Origin of the sequence: Streptomyces sp. V3I7 (assembly GCF_030817495.1) — a bacterium.
Taxonomy (GTDB): Bacteria; Actinomycetota; Actinomycetes; order Streptomycetales; family Streptomycetaceae; genus Streptomyces.
This window is the reverse complement of the sequence record NZ_JAUSZK010000001.1, coordinates 3,685,946-3,704,671: the sequence shown is the minus strand read 5'-3', so window position 1 is coordinate 3,704,671 and position 18,726 is coordinate 3,685,946. Positions and strand designations below refer to the sequence as shown.

The 18,726-nt window shown below is 70.2% G+C and carries 15 protein-coding genes and 2 pseudogenes; 3 read left to right on the top strand and 14 right to left on the bottom strand.

The features are described from left to right. Window positions 1–158: 158 nt before the first annotated feature. The 7 genes from topA to bldG form a co-directional block, all read right to left on the bottom strand. Window positions 159–3,008, bottom strand: a complete 2,850-nt coding sequence (gene topA / locus QFZ74_RS17380) for a type I DNA topoisomerase (RefSeq protein ID WP_307621735.1) — start codon at window positions 3,006–3,008, stop codon at window positions 159–161. A gap of 267 nt (window positions 3,009–3,275) precedes the next feature. Next, window positions 3,276–3,473: a hypothetical protein gene (locus QFZ74_RS17375; protein WP_307621734.1), complete on the bottom strand. Its 198-nt coding sequence runs from the start codon at window positions 3,471–3,473 to the stop codon at window positions 3,276–3,278. Window positions 3,474–3,743: 270 nt separating this feature from the next. Then, complete coding sequence (locus QFZ74_RS17370) at window positions 3,744–5,273, bottom strand: class I SAM-dependent methyltransferase (RefSeq protein ID WP_307621733.1); 1,530 nt, start codon at window positions 5,271–5,273, stop codon at window positions 3,744–3,746. Between the two features lie 126 nt (window positions 5,274–5,399). After that, a complete protein-coding gene (locus QFZ74_RS17365; protein ID WP_307621732.1) occupies window positions 5,400–5,969 on the bottom strand; it encodes a small secreted protein in 570 nt (189 codons plus the stop codon). A gap of 212 nt (window positions 5,970–6,181) precedes the next feature. Then, a complete protein-coding gene (locus QFZ74_RS17360) occupies window positions 6,182–8,587 on the bottom strand; it encodes a sodium-translocating pyrophosphatase (RefSeq protein WP_307621731.1) in 2,406 nt (801 codons plus the stop codon). 317 nt (window positions 8,588–8,904) lie between these two features. Next, window positions 8,905–9,336, bottom strand: a complete 432-nt coding sequence (locus QFZ74_RS17355) for an ATP-binding protein (protein ID WP_307621730.1) — start codon at window positions 9,334–9,336, stop codon at window positions 8,905–8,907. Between the two features lie 158 nt (window positions 9,337–9,494). Further along, window positions 9,495–9,836 (bottom strand): anti-sigma factor antagonist BldG, encoded by a 342-nt coding sequence (bldG, locus tag QFZ74_RS17350; RefSeq protein WP_005475923.1) that lies wholly within the window; start codon window positions 9,834–9,836, stop codon window positions 9,495–9,497. 107 nt (window positions 9,837–9,943) lie between these two features. Here bldG and QFZ74_RS17345 point away from each other — a divergent pair, with 107 nt between their 5' ends. Further along, window positions 9,944–12,469: a DEAD/DEAH box helicase gene (locus tag QFZ74_RS17345; protein WP_373462400.1), complete on the top strand. Its 2,526-nt coding sequence runs from the start codon at window positions 9,944–9,946 to the stop codon at window positions 12,467–12,469. 40 nt (window positions 12,470–12,509) lie between these two features. Here the strand turns inward: QFZ74_RS17345 and QFZ74_RS17340 are convergent. The 6 genes and pseudogenes from QFZ74_RS17340 to QFZ74_RS17315 form a co-directional block, all read right to left on the bottom strand. Beyond that, window positions 12,510–12,803 (bottom strand): annotated as a pseudogene (locus QFZ74_RS17340) (Rv3654c family TadE-like protein); the annotation flags it as partial. An 8-nt stretch (window positions 12,804–12,811) separates the two neighbouring features. After that, on the bottom strand, window positions 12,812–13,213 hold the full coding sequence (locus tag QFZ74_RS17335; protein ID WP_307621728.1) for a TadE family type IV pilus minor pilin: 402 nt from the start codon (window positions 13,211–13,213) through the stop codon (window positions 12,812–12,814). After that, window positions 13,200–13,400, bottom strand: a complete 201-nt coding sequence (locus QFZ74_RS17330; protein WP_307621727.1) for a DUF4244 domain-containing protein — start codon at window positions 13,398–13,400, stop codon at window positions 13,200–13,202. The genes QFZ74_RS17335 and QFZ74_RS17330 overlap by 14 nt, the downstream gene beginning before the upstream one ends. Before the next feature lie 61 nt (window positions 13,401–13,461). Continuing rightward, the gene (locus QFZ74_RS17325) at window positions 13,462–14,247 is read right to left on the bottom strand and encodes a type II secretion system F family protein (RefSeq protein ID WP_307621726.1); all 786 of its coding nucleotides are present in this window, start codon (window positions 14,245–14,247) and stop codon (window positions 13,462–13,464) included. Then, the gene (locus tag QFZ74_RS17320; RefSeq protein ID WP_307621725.1) at window positions 14,244–15,095 is read right to left on the bottom strand and encodes a type II secretion system F family protein; all 852 of its coding nucleotides are present in this window, start codon (window positions 15,093–15,095) and stop codon (window positions 14,244–14,246) included. Before QFZ74_RS17320 ends, QFZ74_RS17325 begins: the two co-directional genes overlap by 4 nt. Window position 15,096: 1 nt before the next feature. Continuing rightward, window positions 15,097–15,705: pseudogene (locus tag QFZ74_RS17315) on the bottom strand (CpaF family protein); the annotation flags it as partial. 42 nt (window positions 15,706–15,747) lie between these two features. Between QFZ74_RS17315 and QFZ74_RS17310 the strand changes: the two are divergent. After that, entirely contained in the window at window positions 15,748–17,259 is a 1,512-nt protein-coding gene (locus QFZ74_RS17310) for a recombinase family protein (RefSeq protein ID WP_307621724.1), read from the top strand. Window positions 17,260–17,275: 16 nt separating this feature from the next. Here the strand turns inward: QFZ74_RS17310 and QFZ74_RS17305 are convergent, their stop codons facing one another. Next, entirely contained in the window at window positions 17,276–18,301 is a 1,026-nt protein-coding gene (locus QFZ74_RS17305) for a helix-turn-helix domain-containing protein (protein WP_307621723.1), read from the bottom strand. Here QFZ74_RS17305 and QFZ74_RS30440 point away from each other — a divergent pair. Next, on the top strand, window positions 18,198–18,644 hold the full coding sequence (locus QFZ74_RS30440) for a helix-turn-helix domain-containing protein (protein WP_373462399.1): 447 nt from the start codon (window positions 18,198–18,200) through the stop codon (window positions 18,642–18,644). The two genes, QFZ74_RS17305 and QFZ74_RS30440, sit on opposite strands and share 104 nt — an antisense overlap. The last annotated feature ends 82 nt before the right edge of the window (window positions 18,645–18,726 follow it).

The following is an 18,726-nucleotide window of genomic DNA, read 5'->3' as shown; positions in this document are numbered from 1 at the left end:
TTCAGCCTATCGGGAGCCACTGACACCCCCGCCCGGATTGCCCGAACGCGCACACGCCCCGGCATCGCGGTGATGCCGGGGCGCGGGTGCCTCAGAGGGGAAGCGTGCATGCCTCGGGACGGGGAGCATGCATGCCTCGGAGGGGAGCAATGCATGCCTCAGAACGGAGGCTGTTCCTCCGTCGCCGTCTTCGTGGCCGCGGCCGTCTTCGAAGCCGTCGTCTTCTTCGCGGCGGTCTTCTTCGTGGCCGTGGTGGTCTTCTTCGCGGCCGTCTTCTTGGCGGCGGCCTTCTTGGCCGGAGCCTTCTTGGCGGCTGTCTTCTTCGCCGTCGCCTTCTTCGCCGTCTTCTTGGCGGGCCCCTTGGCGCGCTTCTCGGCGAGCAGTTCGAAGCCCCGCTCGGCGGTGATCTCCTCGACGCTGTCGCCGGAGCGCAGGGTCGCGTTGGTCTCGCCGTCGGTGACGTACGGACCGAAGCGCCCGTCCTTGACGACGACCGGCTTGCCGGAGACCGGGTCCTCGCCCAGCTCCTTCAGCGGCGGCTTGGCGGCTGCGCGGCCCCGCTGCTTGGGCTGGGCGTAGATCGCCAGCGCCTCCTCCAGCGTGACCGAGAAGATCTGGTCCTCGGAGGTGAGCGAGCGCGAGTCCGTGCCCTTCTTCAGGTACGGCCCGTAGCGCCCGTTCTGCGCGGTGATCTCCACGCCCTCCGCGTCGGTGCCGACGACGCGCGGCAGCGACATCAGCAGGAGCGCGTCGTCGAGGGTCACCGTGTCCAGCGACATCGACTTGAACAGCGAGGCGGTCCGCGGCTTCACGGCGTTCTTGCCCGTCTTCGGGGTGCCCTCGGGGAGGATCTCCGTGACGTACGGGCCGTAGCGGCCGTCCTTGGCGACGACCGGGCGGCCGGTCTCCGGGTCGTTGCCCAGCGGACGCTCGCCGCTCGGCTTGGCCAGGAGTTCCTCGGCCAGCTCGACGCTCAGCTCGTCGGGCGCCAGGTCCTCGGGGATGTCGGAGCGCTGGTGCTGCTCGGTGTCCTTCTCGCCGCGCTCGATGTACGGGCCGTAGCGGCCGACCCGCAGCACGATGTCCTTGCCCACGGGGAACGACGACACCTCGCGCGCGTCGATCGCGCCCAGGTCCGTCACCAGCTCCTTGAGGCCGCCGAGGTGGTCCCCGTCACCGTTGCCGGCGTCGGCGGCGCCGCCCTTGTGCGTGCCCTCCCCGAAGTAGAACCGCTTCAGCCACGGCACGGACTTGGCCTCACCGCGCGCGATGCGGTCGAGGTCGTCCTCCATCCTGGCGGTGAAGTCGTAGTCGACGAGCCGCCCGAAGTGTTTCTCCAGGAGGTTGACCACGGCGAAGGACAGGAAGGACGGCACCAGGGCCGTGCCCTTCTTGAAGACGTAGCCGCGGTCGAGGATCGTGCCGATGATCGACGCGTACGTCGACGGGCGGCCGATCTCGCGCTCTTCGAGCTCCTTGACCAGGCTGGCCTCGGTGTAGCGGGCCGGGGCCTTGGTGGCGTGGCCGTCGGCCTTGATCTCCTGGGCGGAGAGCGGGTCGCCCTCGGCGACCTGCGGCAGCCGGCGCTCGCGGTCGTCCAGCTCGGCGTTCGGGTCGTCGGCGCCCTCCACGTAGGCCTTCAGGAAGCCGTGGAAGGTGATCGTCTTGCCGGACGCGCTGAACTCGACGGTGCGCCCGTCGGCGGCCGTGCCACCGATCTTGACGGTGACCGAGTTGCCGGTCGCGTCCTTCATCTGGGAGGCGACGGTCCGCTTCCAGATCAGCTCGTAGAGCCGGAACTGGTCGCCGGACAGGCCGGTCTCCGCCGGGGTACGGAAACGATCACCCGAGGGGCGGATCGCCTCGTGCGCCTCCTGCGCGTTCTTGACCTTCCCGGCGTACGCACGCGGCTGGTCCGGCAGGTAGTGGCCGCCGTAGAGCTGCGTGACCTGCGCACGGGCCGCGGCGATGGCGGTGTCGCTCAGCGTCGTGGAGTCCGTACGCATGTACGTGATGTAGCCGTTCTCGTACAGCTTCTGGGCGACCTGCATGGTCGCCTTCGCGCCGAAACCGAGCTTGCGGCTGGCCTCCTGCTGGAGCGTCGTCGTACGGAACGGGGCGTACGGCGAGCGGCGGTACGGCTTGGACTCGACGGAGCGCACCGCGAACCGGGTGCTCTCCAGCGCCGCGACCAGCGCGCGGGCGTCGACCTCGTCCAGGTGAAGGAGGTTCGCGCTCTTCAGCTGTCCGAGGGAGTCGAAGTCGCGGCCCTGCGCGACCCGCTTGCCGTCGACGGTCTGGATGCGGGCGACCAGGGTCGAGGGGTCGCTCGGGTCACCGGCGCGGCCGGTCGAGAAGGTGCCCGTCAGGTCCCAGTACTCGGCGGAACGGAACGCGATGCGCTCGCGCTCCCGCTCCACGACGAGCCGTGTGGCGACCGACTGGACACGGCCGGCCGACAGGCGCGGCATGACCTTCTTCCACAGGACCGGCGAGACCTCGTAGCCGTAGAGGCGGTCGAGGATGCGGCGGGTCTCCTGGGCGTCGACGAGCTTCTTGTTGAGCTGGCGCGGGTTGGCGACGGCCTCGCGGATCGCGTCCTTGGTGATCTCGTGGAAGACCATCCGCTTGACGGGGATCTTCGGCTTGAGGACCTCCTGGAGGTGCCAGGCGATGGCCTCGCCCTCGCGGTCCTCATCGGTGGCGAGGAAGAGCTCGTCGGAGTCCTTCAGCAGGTCCTTGAGCTTCTTGACCTGAGCCTTCTTGTCGGCGTTGACCACATAGATCGGCTGGAAGTCGTGTTCGACGTCCACACCGAGACGGCGAACCTCACCGGTGTACTTCTCCGGCACCTCCGCGGCACCGTTCGGGAGGTCGCGGATGTGCCCGACGCTCGCTTCGACGACGTAGCCGGGGCCCAGATAGCCCTTGATCGTCTTCGCCTTGGCAGGCGACTCGACGATGACGAGTCGGCGGCCGCCGTGTGCGGTGTCGCTGGTCGGGGACAACTTCGCTCTTCTCTCCGGTCGACGCTCGGCCTCCCCAGGCCTTCGCCCCGGGGTCGGATGGTGGTGACGCTGCGGAGTGTGACGGTACATCCCGCCCCCGTGTCAAACGGGAAAAGCCCGCAACGGCCACTCGAACGGTAACCCGACTACCGCCATTCCTGCCGCCCGGAGTCCCCGCCCGGCTTTCCGGGCCTGTCCGGAGAGTGACGCTCCCTTTACGCGCGGCTCAGCACACCCGTCTCCGGTGGAGCAGCGGTCCCGCCTCCCTCAGATGTGGGCGAAGCAGTACGTCCCCAGGCCCAGGGAGATCACCGAGGCGACGCCCGCGAGGCCGGCCGCCGCGGCCTGGTTCACACCGTGGGCCACGGGTTCACCCAGCCGCACCCGTGCGCCGGTCCACACCAGAAGTGCGCCTCCGAACAGGGCGAACACCAGTCCCGCGAAGATCGCCGGTCCGCTCTCCATCGCCGCCCACGCCCCTTTCCCACCGTCCGCCTGTGTCCAGCGCCGGGAGACTCGCACGGGCGGGAAGCGGGCGGGCGAACCCGAGGTGAACATGAGCCCGCCGCCCTCTCGCGGGGTTCGTCGATCAGCCTCGGGACCACGCCGGACGCCCGTGCTTTTCCGGCCGTATTTTTTTCGGCCGCTTCTCTTCCGTGACCCTGCGACCGGCGTTCGCCGTGTCCGTGCGTCCGGCGTCCGCCGTGACCGTGCGGAGTGTGGGCGCGGCTCCGCTCAGCCGACCGGCTCCAGGAAGCCCTGCTCCACCAGCAGCCGGATCTGCGCGGGCGTACGGTCGCGCAGCACCACCGGGTCCTCGCCCACCAGCTGGGCGATGGCGTCCAGGATCCGCCCCGCGCTCAGTGTGCCGTCGCACACACCCGCGAAACCGGCGCCGACCGTGTCCACCCGGGTGGCGCGGCGCATCCCGCGGTTCTGGCGCAGCACGACGTGCTCCGGGTCCTCGGCGCCGGGCAGTCCGACCTGCTCCTGGACGACCTCGGGGGCGAGCTTGAAGTGGGCGTCGAGCAGCGCCGCGTCGTCGTGCTCACGCAGGTAGTCGAGGCGGGCGAAGTGCGCCCGGACCGTGTCGCCAAGCGGCTGTTCGATCGGATGCGGCCACTCCTCCACGGTGATCGACGGCTCCTCGGCGCCGGTCCTGCGCAGCGTGATCCAGCCGAAGCCCACCGCCTTGACCTTGCGCGCCTCGAACTCGTCGAGCCACGCGTCGTACCGCGCCTGGTACTCGGTCCGGCCCGACCGGTGGTCACCGGCGTCGCGCAGCCACAGCTCGGCGTACTGCGTGACGTCCTGCACCTCGCGCTGCACGACCCAGGCGTCGCACCCGCGGGGGATCCAGGACCTGATCCTGTCCTGCCAGTCCTCGCCCTCCACGTGCTGCCAGTTGGCGAGGAACTGCGCGAACCCGCCCTCGTTCAGCCGGGCTCCCGCCTCCTGGACGAGCGAGCGGCACAGATCGTCGCCGCCCAGGCCGCCGTCGCGGTACGTCAGACGGGCGCGCGGGGAGATCACGAAGGGCGGGTTCGACACGATCAGGTCGAACGTCTCGTCGTCCTTGACGGGCTCGAACAGCGAGCCCTCGCGCAGCTCGGCCGCGGGCGCGCCGGACAGGGCGAGCGTGAGGGCGGTGATGTGCAGCGCACGCGGGTTGAGGTCGGTGGCCGTCACGCGCGTGGCGTGCTGGGTGGCGTGCAGCGCCTGGATGCCGGAGCCGGCGCCGAGGTCCAGCGCCGAGGCGACGGGGGTGCGGACGGTGACGCCCGCGAGAGTGGTGGAGGCTCCGCCGACGCCGAGGACGACGTCCTCGTCGTCCTGGCCGATGCCGCCCGCGCCGCCGACCGCGCACCCGAGGTCCGACACGATGTACCAGTCCTCGCCGCCGGGCTCGCCGTACGGCCGTACGTCCACCGTCGCGGCGACCTCGTCGCCGTCGGCGCGCACCAGCCAGCCGGCCTCCAGGCACTCCTCGACGGGCAGGATCTCCGCCACGCGCGCGTGGGCGACGGGCTGCTGGAGGAGAAACAGCCGTACGAGCGCCTCCAACGGCGTGTCCCCGCGGGTGGCCCGGAGCGCGGGCACGGTCTCGCTGCGGGCGAGCGCCGCGTAGGCGGGGGCGCCGAGCAGTTCGAGCAGCCCGTCGGCGGTGAAGGAGGCGCCGAGCAGCGCCTCGCGCAGCCGGGCGGCGACATCGGGGCGGTCGGAGGACGGCAGGGGGGACCGGGTGGCGTTACTCACGCCTCCCATTGTGTCCGCTCGCACCGACAACGCACGTACCCCCGCACGCGGTACCGAACGCGGCACGCGCGCGGGAGAGCGTGACTCTCCCGCGCGCGTGCCGCGTCGGTCATGACCGCGTGCGGTCGGGCCGGGTCACGAGGACGACGTCGCCGAGCTCGCCGACTTGCAGCTCGCCTGCTTGGCCATCGCCTGGCCGACCTCGCCCTCCTCCAGGCTCTTCAGCGCGTTGTTGCCCGTCTGGCTCAGCTTGTCCAGCCGGGTCGCGATGTCCTTGAGGCCGGCGGCGAACTTCGCCTGGTCCTTGGTGTCGAGCTTGTCGACCTGCTTCTTCAGCGCGGCGTACTGCGTCGAGATGCCGTCGAGCTCCTTGACGGCGTCCTGCTGCTTCGTCCGGCCCTTGTCGACCTCGGGCGCGCCGGCCGACTTCACCGCGGCGCCGATCGCCTTGTAGGCGTCCGACATGTCCTGGAAGGCCTTCGCGTCGGTCTTCTTCACATCCGCGGGCGCGCTGTTGTCCGAGGTCTGCTTCTGGATCGCGGCGTTGGCGGCCGCGATCTTCTTCGCCTGCGGCTGTACCGCGTTGCAGACCTTCTTGGCCCAGGCGTCGAGCTTGGCGTTGTTGTCACTGTCGCTGCTGCAACCCGTCAGCGCCAGCACCAGTACCGCACCGCCGGACAGCGCGGCCGCGAGGTTCTTGTTCACCGGATCGGTCCCTTCCGTGGCTCTCGGCCCACGGAATCTACACGCCGTATGGGGGACACCTGCATGAGGAACATCCTTTAATTCAGCTTTTGGCGCCATTTGCACCAAGAGAGAGAAGGCTCACGGTGCAGAGGTGCGCACAGACGAACGGGCGGACGGCGCGTCAACCCGCGCCACCCGCCCGCCCGTTGAACGGACCGTCATAAGACGGCCTACGAAACCACCGCGGGATCGGCCGACTTGGACGACCGCTCGGCGTTCTCGTCGTCGCCCATGGCGATGCCGCGGCGCTTGGAGACGTACACCGACGTGACGATGACGAGCAGTGCGACGACCGCGATCAGGATGCGTACGCCGATGCTCTTGTCGTCGCCGTAGGAGAACTTGATGACCGCGGGCGCGATGAGCAGCGACACCAGGTTCATGACCTTCAGCAGCGGGTTGATCGCCGGACCGGCGGTGTCCTTGAAGGGGTCGCCGACCGTGTCGCCGATCACCGTGGCCGCGTGCGCCTCGCTTCCCTTGCCGCCGTGGTGGCCGTCCTCGACGAGCTTCTTGGCGTTGTCCCAGGCACCACCGGAGTTCGCGAGGAACACGGCCATCAGCGTGCCCGCACCGATCGCGCCCGCGAGGTACGCGCCGAGCGCGCCGACGCCGAGCGTGAAGCCGATGAAGATCGGCGCCATCACGGCGAGCAGACCCGGCGTGGCCAGCTCCCGCAGGGCGTCCTTGGTGCAGATGTCGACGACCCTGCCGTACTCGGGCTTCTCGGTGTAGTCCATGATCCCGGGGTGCTCGCGGAACTGCCGCCGCACCTCGAACACCACGGAACCCGCCGACCGGGACACGGCGTTGATGGCGAGTCCGGAGAAGAGGAAGACGACCGCCGCGCCCGCGATCAGACCGACGAGGTTGTTGGGCTGCGAGATGTCCATCATCAGGCTCATCGGCGCGCCCTGCCCGGAGAGTTTCTCGCCGACCTCGTGCGCTCCGGTGGTGATCGCGTCGCGGTACGACCCGAAGAGCGCCGACGCCGCGAGGACGGCCGTGGCGATGGCGATGCCCTTGGTGATGGCCTTGGTGGTGTTGCCGACCGCGTCCAGGTTGGTGAGCACCTGCGCGCCCGCGCCCTGGACGTCGCCGGACATCTCGGCGATGCCCTGCGCGTTGTCGGCGACGGGACCGAAGGTGTCCATGGCGACGATCACACCGACCGTGGTGAGCAGGCCGGTGCCGGCCAGCGCCACCGCGAAGAGCGCGAGCATGATCGACGTACCGCCGAGCAGGAACGCGCCGTACACGCCGAGGCCGATCAGCAGCGCGGTGTAGACGGCAGATTCGAGGCCCAACGAGATGCCGGACAGGATGACGGTGGCCGGACCCGTGAGGGAGGTCTTGCCGATGTCCCGTACCGGGCGGCGGTTGGTCTCGGTGAAGTAGCCGGTCAGCTGCTGGATGACCGCGGCGAGCAGGATGCCGATGGCCACCGCGACGAGCGCGAGGATCCGCGGGTCGCCGTCCTTGGCCTTGATCGCCGCGTCGGTGACGCCCGCGAGGTCCGCGTACTTCGCGGGCAGGTAGAGGTAGACCGCGACCGCCACGAGCACGAGCGAGATCACCGCGGAGATGAAGAAGCCGCGGTTGATCGCGCTCATGCCGCTGCGGTCGGACCGGCGCGGCGCCACCGCGAAGATGCCGATCATGGCGGTGAGCACCCCGATCGCCGGCACCAGCAGCGGGAAGGCGAGTCCGGAGTCGCCGAAGGCCGCCTTGCCGAGGATCAGCGCGGCGACCAGGGTCACGGCGTACGACTCGAACAGGTCGGCCGCCATACCGGCGCAGTCGCCGACGTTGTCGCCCACGTTGTCGGCGATGGTCGCGGCATTGCGCGGATCGTCCTCCGGAATGCCCTGCTCGACCTTGCCGACCAGGTCGGCACCGACGTCGGCGGCCTTGGTGAAGATGCCGCCGCCCACACGCATGAACATCGCGATCAGGGCGGCCCCGAGGCCGAAGCCCTCGAGCACCTTCGGCGCGTCGGCCGCGTACACCAGCACCACACAGGAGGCGCCCAGCAGGCCGAGCCCCACCGTGAACATGCCGACGACGCCGCCCGTGCGGAAAGCGATCTTCATGGCTTTGTGCGAGACGGCGGTGAGATCCTTTTCCGGTTCTCCCGCCCCCGGGGTGGCTTCCCGGGCCGCCGCGGCGACGCGCACGTTACTGCGTACGGCGAGCCACATGCCGATATAACCGGTGGCCGCCGAGAACACCGCGCCGATCAGAAAGAACACCGATCGTCCGGCGCGCTGATTCCAGTCGTCCGCGGGCAGCAGCAGGAGCAGGAAGAACACGATGACGGCGAATACGCCGAGCGTGCGCAACTGCCGGGCCAGATAGGCGTTCGCACCTTCCTGGACCGCTGCCGCGATCTTCTTCATGCTGTCGGTGCCCTCGCCCGCCGCGAGTACCTGGCGCACCAGGATCCCGGCGACCACGAGTGCCGCCAGCGCGACGACCGCGATGACCGCGACCAGGATGCGGTTGTCCTCGGTCAGGACCGCGGCTGCGAAGGTTGTGGTGTGGCCCAACTGATGAGGGGTAGAAAGCCCCGCCATTCGTCCTCCTTGACGCTTGGGCTGAGCTCAAGATGTGGACGGATTCTAGGTAGCAGAACCTGATCAAAACAGAGCGCGGTGAACGGAATCGGTCTTCAGTCGCTCTTCAGCAAATGATCGACGTCACGCCATGCAACCCGAAAGCGGTAATGCCCCAAAGGCATTGACGCCCACATTGACGCTTGATCAAATGACAGGCCTCTGGTCGTGAATTCTTTCACTCATGGTGTCGATTATCGGACAGCAACACAAAGGGCCCCGCTGAGCAGGGCCCTTTGGATGTCCGAGGACAGGTGAAGCGGAGCGGAGCCGGCCGGTCAGCCGAGGGTCATGGTCGGCGGGGTGGTCGGCCAGGTCATACGGATCAGTCCGCCGTGCTCCCCGGCGGCGACCTCCACGTCGTCGACGAGGCCGCTGATGACCGCGAGGCCCATCTCGTCCTCCTCGGCGTCCGCGTCGTCGGCGGGGGAGCCCGGAACCCGGTCACCCGGGGCCGAACGCGGCGCCTCGTCGCCAACCTCGATGGAGAACTGCTTCTCCTCCTCGATCAGCGCCACCTTCACCGGGGCCGTGATGCCGGCCCCCTGGTGCAGCCCGACGGCACGTGAACAGGCCTCGCCGACGGCGAGCCGGACCTCGTCGAGGACGGCCTCGTCCACCCCGGCCCTGCGCGCCACCGCCGCCGCCACCAGCCGGGCGGTCCTGACGTGCTCGGGCAGCGCGCTGAAACGGAGTTCGACGGTGGCCATGCGTCCCCCTCGGAACTACGGTCGGGCGATCGAGGGCCAGGCACCAACCGCCCTGACCCCCTGATGAAACGTCTTCCGCTCCCGGCGTACCCGCCTCGGAGCGCGAACTGCCCACGGCCCGGGCCGGTCGGTGGCCCGGGACCGTCGGTCAGTCCGGATCAGTCGGTGGCCGCCACCGCTTCGTCGACCGAGGTGTGGATCGGGAACACCTTGGTGAGACCGGTGATACGGAAGATCTTGAGAATGCGCTCCTGGTTGCAGACCAGGCGCAGCGAACCCTCATGGGCACGCACACGCTTCAGGCCTCCGACCAGCACGCCGAGCCCGGTGGAGTCGAGGAAGTCCACGCCCTCCATGTCGACGACGAGGTGGAAACTCCCGTCGTTCACCAGCTCGACCAGCTGCTCGCGCAGCTTGGGCGCGGTATATACGTCGATTTCGCCACCGACCTCGACGACCGTACGATCGCCGACGGTACGGGTCGACAGGGACAGGTCCACGGATCCTCCAGCACCTTGCTATCGAGCGGTCGCCCCTCGGGACTCGGCTTGCGGCCCCCGGGGCGGAAACGCCAGCCGCGATGGCATTCAATCACTTACCGGCAGGCATGCACGACGCCTTGGCTCCATTGTCCGTCACGCCGGTGACACACTCGATGCCGATGGCCAAGAATCACCGATCCGATCGACCCCGGACGGACCCCGCCTCCGGCTTCTCTCCAGGCACGGTCCTGGACCGGCTCACCTCGGGACCGAGCCGGGCTTCGCGCATCACTCATACGGAGCACTTGCCCCCGCGTGCGGGCCGCCATGCCGTCTGGCCGGACCGGATTCGCCCGGAGGTCATCTCGGCGGTCCAGGCCTGCGGCATCGAGCATCCGTGGGCCCACCAGGCGCGTGTCGCCGAGCACGCCCTGGACGGCGAGTCGGTGGTCGTCGCCACCGGAACGGCGTCGGGCAAATCCCTGGCGTATCTCGTCCCGGTCCTCTCCTCGCTCCTCGACGGCGCGGAGGCGCCGAACGGGCGCGGCGCGACCGCTCTGTACCTTTCGCCCACGAAGGCCCTCGGCGCGGACCAGTGCCGCTCGGTGAAGGAACTTTCACAACCGCTGGGCAACGCGGTGCGCCCCGCCGTCTACGACGGCGACACCCCGTACGAGGAACGCGAGTGGATCCGCCAGTACGCGAACTACGTCCTCACCAACCCGGACATGCTCCACCTGGGCATCCTGCCCTCGCACCCGCGCTGGTCCTCCTTCCTGAAGTCGCTCAAGTACGTGATCGTCGACGAGTGCCACACCTACCGGGGCGTCTTCGGCTCGCACGTCGCCCAGGTACTGCGCCGGCTGCGCCGCCTGTGCGCCCGCTACGGCTCCTCGCCGGTGTTCCTGCTGGCCTCCGCCACCACCGCCGAACCGTCCGTGTCCGCCCGCCGGCTCACCGGCCTGCCGGTGGTCGAGGTCGCCGACGACGCCTCCCCGCGCGGGGAGCTGGTCTTCGCCCTCTGGGAGCCCCCGCTCACCGAACTGCACGGCGAGAAGGGTGCGCCCGTCCGGCGTACCGCCACCGCCGAGACGGCAGACCTGCTCACCGACCTCGCCGTGCAGGGCGTGCGCTCGGTCGCCTTCGTACGCTCCCGGCGCGGCGCCGAGCTGATCTCGGTGATCGCCCAGGAACGTCTCACCGAGGTCGACCGCTCCCTGGCCCGGCGCGTCGCCGCCTACCGCGGGGGCTATCTCCCCGAGGAACGCCGCGCCCTGGAGCGCGCCCTGCACTCCGGCGAACTCCTCGGCCTCGCCGCCACGACCGCCCTGGAGCTCGGCGTCGACGTGTCCGGGCTCGACGCCGTCCTGATCGCCGGCTACCCGGGCACCCGCGCCTCCCTGTGGCAGCAGGCGGGCCGGGCGGGCCGCTCCGGCCAGGGCGCCCTGGCCGTGCTGATCGCCCGCGACGACCCGCTGGACACCTACCTCGTCCACCATCCCGAGGCCCTGTTCGACCAACCGGTGGAATCCACCGTTCTCGATCCCGACAACCCCTACGTCCTCGCCCCGCACCTGTGCGCCGCCGCCGCGGAGATCCCGCTGACCGACCAGGACCTAGACCTGTTCGGGCCGGCCAGCGCCGAGCTGCTGCCGCAGCTGGAGGCCGCGAAGCTGCTGCGCCGCCGCACGAAGGCCTGGCACTGGACGCGCCGGGAGCGGGCCGCCGACCTGGCCGACATCCGCGGCGTCGGCGGGCCGCCGGTGCAGGTCGTGGAGGCCGGGACGGGCCGCCTGCTGGGCACGGTCGACGCGAGCGCCTCGCACTCGACGGTGCACGAGGGAGCGGTGCACCTGCACCAGGGCCGTACGTACCTGGTGCGCTCCCTCGACCTGGAGCACTCGGTCGCCCTGGTCGAGCAGGCCGACCCGCCGTATTCGACCGTCGCCCGCGACACGACGTCGATCTCCGTCCTGGAGACGGACGTCGAGATCCCCTGGGGGGCCGGGCGGCTCTGCTACGGCTCGGTGGAGGTCACCAGCCAGGTCGTCTCCTTCCTGCGCCGCCGGCTGATCACCGGCGAGGTCATGGGCGAGTCGAAGCTCGACCTCCCTCCTCGTACGCTGCGCACGCGCGCGGTCTGGTGGACGGTCACCGAGGACCAGTTGGACGAGGCCGGGATCGACCCCGAGATCCTCGGCGGCTCCCTGCACGCCGCCGAGCACGCCTCGATCGGCATGCTCCCCCTGTTCGCCACCTGCGACCGCTGGGACATCGGCGGAGTCTCCGTCCCGCTGCACCCGGACACCCTCCTCCCGACGGTCTTCGTGTATGACGGCCAGCCGGGCGGCGCGGGGTTCGCCGAGCGCGCCTTCCACACCGCCCGCGAGTGGCTCGTGGCCACCCGCCAGGCCATCGCCTCCTGCGAGTGCGACGCCGGCTGCCCGTCCTGCATCCAGTCCCCCAAGTGTGGCAACGGCAACGAACCCCTGCACAAGCGAGGCGCGGTACGCCTGCTCACGGTGCTGCTGCGGGGGGCGCCGACGGCGACGGAGCCCGGGGCGGCGGAGGCTTCCGGGGGCCCGGAGAGCCCGGCGGAGCCGGCTGGGGCGCCTGGGGAACCGGCCCCGCAGGGCCCGCCCGTGCCCTGACCGCCGCCGCGAACGGTCCCCGGCCCGCGGCCGCCGTCACGTCCGAGACCTCGCCCACGATCACGCACCGCACCAACCGCGTGCCCTGCGCCCTCGCCGCCCCGCCGGCCCGGGCGCAGGCCGCACCGGTGCCCTCGGACCAGTGGTCCGCCGCCGCCAGCGCCGCGAGATCCGCACCGGCCGCCGCACGGTGCCGGGTCACGACGGCCTGCCCCAGGGCGAGCACGATCCCGAACACCACGCACAGCACGGCGATCGCGCCCACGCTCCAGACGGTGGCGGAGCCACGGTCCGCGTACTGGCCCCGGTGGCAGACGGGGGCGCCGCCTCGCATACGACGACTCATGGCCCCGCCTCCCCCGCCGACCCTGGCCCCGATCCCGAACCGGATCCCGCCGCTTCCTCCGCCGCCGCGACGGCCTCCTCCCGTACCTCGAAAGGAAGGCCGTGCAGCATCGGCGGCTTCGCCACGACCGTCACGCGCACCTGGTCGGCCGATCGAGTGATCGTGACCTTCGCGCTCTTCGGTGCCGCCTCCCGGGTGACGGCCACGACCGCGTCCGCGGGGTCCTGGCGTGCCGCCGCCCGGGCGCCCGTACGGGCCGCGTCCAGGCACTGGATCCGAGCCGAGACCACGAGCAGGCCCCAGACCAGCGCCATCGTGAACGCCACCAGCACGGGCAGCACCACGGCCGCCTCGGCCGTCACGAACCCCCGGTCCGCCCCTCGCTCACATCCGCGCACTGAGGGCTCGCTTCACGATGGCCTGGAGTTCGGCCTTGACCTGGCCGCTCGTCACGACCTCGTAGAGGAGCAACGCGAACCCCACCGCGGCGATGATCCCCATCGCGTACTCGGACGTGACCATTCCTCCGTCCCGCCCCCGCAATCCCCTCAACCACACCCGCACCTGCTCGATCCGTTCGGACATCTCAACTCCCTTGAACTCGCTGTCTGTCGACTTCGTTGATCGCCTCTGTCACCGCCGCACGTCATCCACCACCCCCTCCCACCACCCCGCTCGCCAGACCGATCACCACGGGCAGGACACCGACCGCGATGAACGCGGGCAGGAAGCACAGCCCCACCGGTGCGGTGACCATGACGGCCGCCCTGCGGGCCCGCGCGGTCGCCGTGCGCGCCCACTCCGCGCGGGCGTCGGCGGCGATCCGGGCCACGGGGACGGCCGCGGGGAGCCCGGACTCGTCGGCCCGTTGCAGGAGCCGGGCCAGGGCCGCCGCGCCCGGCATCGCGGCCAGTCGGCTCCAGGCGTCCGCCGGTTCGCCCCCGAGCCGCACCTCCGCCGCGCCCCGTGCCAGCCCCTCGCCGACGGGTCCCGCGAGCGCCTCGCCGACGGCTTGCGCGGCGATCACCGGAGCCGCCCCCGCCGCGATACAGGCCGCCAGGAGGTCGGCGGCGAGCGGCAGTTGGCGAGCTGCCTCGGCGGCATCGAACTCCTCCGCCGGCTCCGCGCCCTGCCGTCTGCGCCGCCACTGCCACAGTCCGGCAGCGGCTCCCGCCCCCACCGCGACCCCGGTGATCCCGCCGACCAGCACCCATCCGGCACACACCACCCCGGCGAGCGGCAGCCACTGACGTGCCGCGCCCCGCACCTCGAACGCCGCTCTCTCGGCCGGCGGCATCGGCACCAGCAGCTCGGCCAGCCGTCGCCGCATCCGGCGTTCGCGCCGAGCCGTCGTCAGCCGCTGTGCCAGCCACCCGAGGGCCAGCACCGCTCCGGCGGCCACCCCCAGCCTGTGGAAGATCTCCACGTTCACGCCGCCTCCGCTCCCCGCACGATGCGCGCCGCCCACCACACGCCGGCCCCTTCGAGCAGCCCGCCGACCACCAGGCATCCCAGTCCGGCACCGGTGTGGAGCAGCACGTGCAACGGATGGGCGCCCATGGCCGAACCGAGGAGGAGCCCCAGGGCGGGCAGCGCCGCGAGCATCACCGTCGTGGCGCGTGGTCCGGCCAACTGCGCCTTCAGGTCCGCACGTTGATCCCGTTCCGCACGCAAGGCGGCGTCCAGCCGGTCGAGACCGGCCGCCAGCCCCGCGCCCTGGTCCACGGCCACCCGCCAGCACGCCGCGAGTCCGAGCAGTCCCTCGGCACCCGGCTGCCGGGCCGCCGTACCGAGCGCGCCTGGTACGTCCCCGCCGAACCGCGCCGCCGCGAGCACGGAGGCCTGTGCCTCCCCCAGGCCGCCGGAGTCCCGAGCGGCCCGCAGCAGCGCCTCGCCCGGCTGCCGCCCGGCCCGCACCTCCCCGGCGAGCGCCCCGCACAGGGCGATCACCGCGTCCCCGCACCGCTCCCGTTCCCGCCGCGCGTCCCTGGCCAACCGCAACCGGCGCAGCACCGGCACCCCGGCCACTCCCGCGAGGACCGGAATCACCGAGGAGCCCAGCAGCCCGAGCACCAGCCCGACGACGGGCGCCCACCACTCGCCGCCCAACCGCCCCCGCAGCCGCCGCAGTTCACCGACCGCCCGGTCCCAGGGCGGTGGCCCTGTTCCCACCACCCCGCCACCGGCCAGGAGCAGCCGAGCCCGCCGTGCCCCGTGGTGCCGGCTTCCCATCAGCCAGACGGCAGCCCCGACGCACGCGACACCAGCTCCCACAGACATCTCACCCATCCCACTCACCCCTCACGCCGTTCTCGTTGTCCGACTCCTGGCGCAGCAGCCCCTTCAGCCGCTCCCAGCCCCGCTCCCGCACGAAGGCCCGCGCACCCCAGCGCAGCGCCGGTACCGTCCGTACGAGCCCGGAAGAGCCCCGCTCCAGCACATGCACCTCGGCGATCCGCCGCTGGCCGTTCCGGTCCCGGACGAGATGCAGCACCACCGCCAGCGCAGCCGCCAACTGGCTGTGCAGCGCGGCCCGGTCGAGTCCGGCTGCCGTACCGAGGGCCTCGAGGCGCGCCGGGACGTCCGCGGCGGCGTTGGCGTGGACCGTCCCGCAGCCGCCCTCGTGGCCGGTGTTGAGCGCGGCCAGCAGATGCACGACCTCGGGACCGCGCACCTCGCCCACAACGAGCCGGTCGGGCCGCATCCGCAGCGCCTGGCGCACGAGGTCCTCAAGGGTCACCAGGCCCGCGCCCTCCTGGTTGGCCGGTCTGGTCTCCAGCCGTACGACGTGCGGGTGTTCGGGTCTCAGCTCCGCCGAGTCCTCCGCGAGCACGATCCGCTCGTCCGGCCCGACCAGGCCGAGCAGGGCGCTCAGCAGCGTCGTCTTCCCGAACCTGAGACAAAGACACCTCTAGTCCGGCACACTCAGGACATGACCCCAACTCTTCGCTCAGCCGTGGACGTTGCCGCAGGTGGCGCCAAGGTTCGCGCCGTCATCTACTGCCGCATCAGCCAGGACCGCACCGGCGCCGGCCTCGGCGTCGACCGCCAGCGCATCGACTGCGAAGCCCTCGCAGAACGTAACGGCTGGGACGTCGTCGAGGTGTACGTCGACAACGACGTGAGCGCCTTCTCCGGGAAGAAGCGCAAGGACTACCTGCGCATGCTCGCCGACCTCGACCAGGGCAAAGCCACCGTCGTCATCGTCTGGCACACCGACCGACTCACCAGGTCGATCGTCGAGCTGGAGGAGTACATCGAGCTGTCCGACCGCCGCGGCATCGCCACGTACACAGTGCAGGCCGGGACGATCGACCTCGCCACGCCGTCCGGCCGGATGACCGCGCGGATCCTCGGGGCCGTCGCCCGGCAGGAGTCCGAGCACAAGGGGCACCGCGTCGCCCGCGCCCGCCAGCAGAAGGCCCTCGCCGGCGAATGGACCGGCGGCATCCGCCCGTTCGGCTGGGGTGTCGAGACCGGAGAGATGCGCAAGAAGGTCGACCGGAAGACCGGCGAAGAAGTCGAGGTGCCCGAGCTCGACATGATGAAGGCCGTGCCCGAGGAAGCCGAGGCGCTGCGCTACTGGGTCGACGAGATCCTGTCCGGCGGGTCGATCCGGTCGCTCGTGCAGTGGTGCGCCGACAAGGGCTTCACCACCACGCGCGGAAACCCGATCACGCACACCGACATGCGGGACATGCTGTTGCGTCCGAGGAACGCCGGTATCGCCGTCTACAGGGGCGAGGAAGTCGGCAAGGGCAAGTGGGACACCATCATCGACGAGACGAAGCACAGGGCCGTCGTAGCCATCCTGAAGGACCCGTCCCGGACGACAACTCCGGGTGCCCAGCCGAAGTGGCTCGGGTCGCTGCTGTACCTGTGCGGCCGCGGCGACTGCGACCAGTTCGTGTACGTCACCCAGTCCGGCGGCCGCAGCTATCCGAGCTATCGCTGCCAGACCGGGCACGGCGGCGGCCGACGCGCCGAGACCGTCGACCAGTACGTCGAGGACGTCATCGTCGAGCGGCTGTCACGGCCGGACGCGCATGACCTGCTCGAACCGGCGCCGGACGGCGTGGACGTGGCTGGTCTACAGGCCGAGGGCGAGCAGATCCGGCAACGGATGACAGACCTGGCGGGGCTTTTCGGCGCCGGGCAGCTGGAGCTGGCACCGTTCACTCAGGGCATGGATACGGCCCGCGCGCAGTTGGACGGGGTGACACAGCAGCTGGCCCGCGCAGCAACGCGGGATCCGCTGGCCGGCCTGGTGGGGGCTCCGGATGTGCGGAAGGCGTGGAAGGCGCTGCCGTTGGACCGGCAGCGGAACGTGCTGCGATCCCTGGTCACGGTGACGCTGAAGACGCCGCGGGCCGGCCGAATGCCGGACGGCGGGTACTTCGACTACGACGCCGTGACGTTCGACTGGAAGCGGTACAGCCGCTGAGCAAGCCTCGGCATGCCTACTCTTCATCAGGCAATTCCAGGGCCGCGAAATACGTGCTCAGAACTTCTTCGGGCACGAGTCCCACGAGGCTCGCATAGCTCCGAAGATACCCGCGTACTTTCGCGTCGCCACCGAGGTGATCGAAATAACCCATCTCAATCTTTTGGGCGACAAACGGGGGGAATTTCCCTGACTTCTCAATGTCGCGAAACGAAGCTCCAGACCGGTTGCGCGCACGATTGAACATTTCTCCAAGCGCCCTGAATTCCGCCTTCTTCGATCGAGGCTGCTTCCGCGACGGCGCCCTCTCATCAAAGAGAGCCACGTCCTCCGGATCAGGCCCGTCGCTTGGCGCTGTGCGCTCAGGGCCATCGGGCGAGTCTGGCCCCTCCAGCTTGTTGGCTGCTCGATCGAGAGTTGCCATGACTTCCCGGAGCGTCGCGATCTGTCGACGGAGTTTATTCACCTGCTCATCCACCGCAACATGCTCATCGATAGGCTCCGGAGGGCGAGTGATGAAGAAATCCTCAGGCACCGCTCCGTAGTAGAAGTCGAGTGCCTCCTGGAGTCGCTCCAGGAAGGCATCGCCGCCCCGCATGTAGTCGTACTCTGAAGCGAAGAGCTGAGCCAGCAGCTCGGCACCCGTTCCGCCACCCTTAACCAGGCGGTCCCTGTAGGGGGATGAGCCGACGTTCGTAAACACGTAGTCGATGACCGTTCCGTCCTCCTCGGGTGGGAGGAAGAGAGCAGTCACCGGAACTTCTAGCGCCTGGCTTAGCGCCATCAAATCATCGGCGTCGAACGACCGGATTCGATTCCCGTCCCAACTGCGCTCGACGGCACTCATGGTGGCTTTCGACCAGCGCTTCCCGGTGATCCGCTCAAGGCGACTTCCGAGTTCCTCTTGCGTGAGAGAGAGGGCGTTCCGGAAGTAAGCGATGTTGTGCGCGACCACTTGGTTCATGGTCACCCGTCGGAGCGGAAGGTCGTCTCGACCGAGGGGCTGCCGCTCTTCGGCGCTTGATGACTGGGGGACATCCATGACGCCCACTGTAGTCCACCGGTCAACACCTCGACAGACTCAAGTCGGCCAGACGTTTGACTCATGGGCATCAGGATGCAAGTCTGTTCACATGCAGACCTCAGTCAAGCAAGGGACTGACCTCGCGGGACATCCGCCGCTGCGCGCGGTCCGGACGGCCAAGGGGATGACTCTGCGGACCGCTGCTCAACGCTCAGGGATCGACCCCGGCTACCTGTCCAAGGTCGAGCGAGGCCAGAAGCAACTGTCCATCGAGTCTCTCTACAGACTCGCGGTCGTCCTGGAACTCACGGAATTGGTGGCCCTACTCCGGCCATACGCATCCCGCCGAGAGAGCGCCTAACTCGCCGGGAAAGACCGGCGCCGCCCTCGGCTGGTACCCGAGAGCGTCCGCCGAAACGACGAAGGGGCCGGCTGGTACCCGG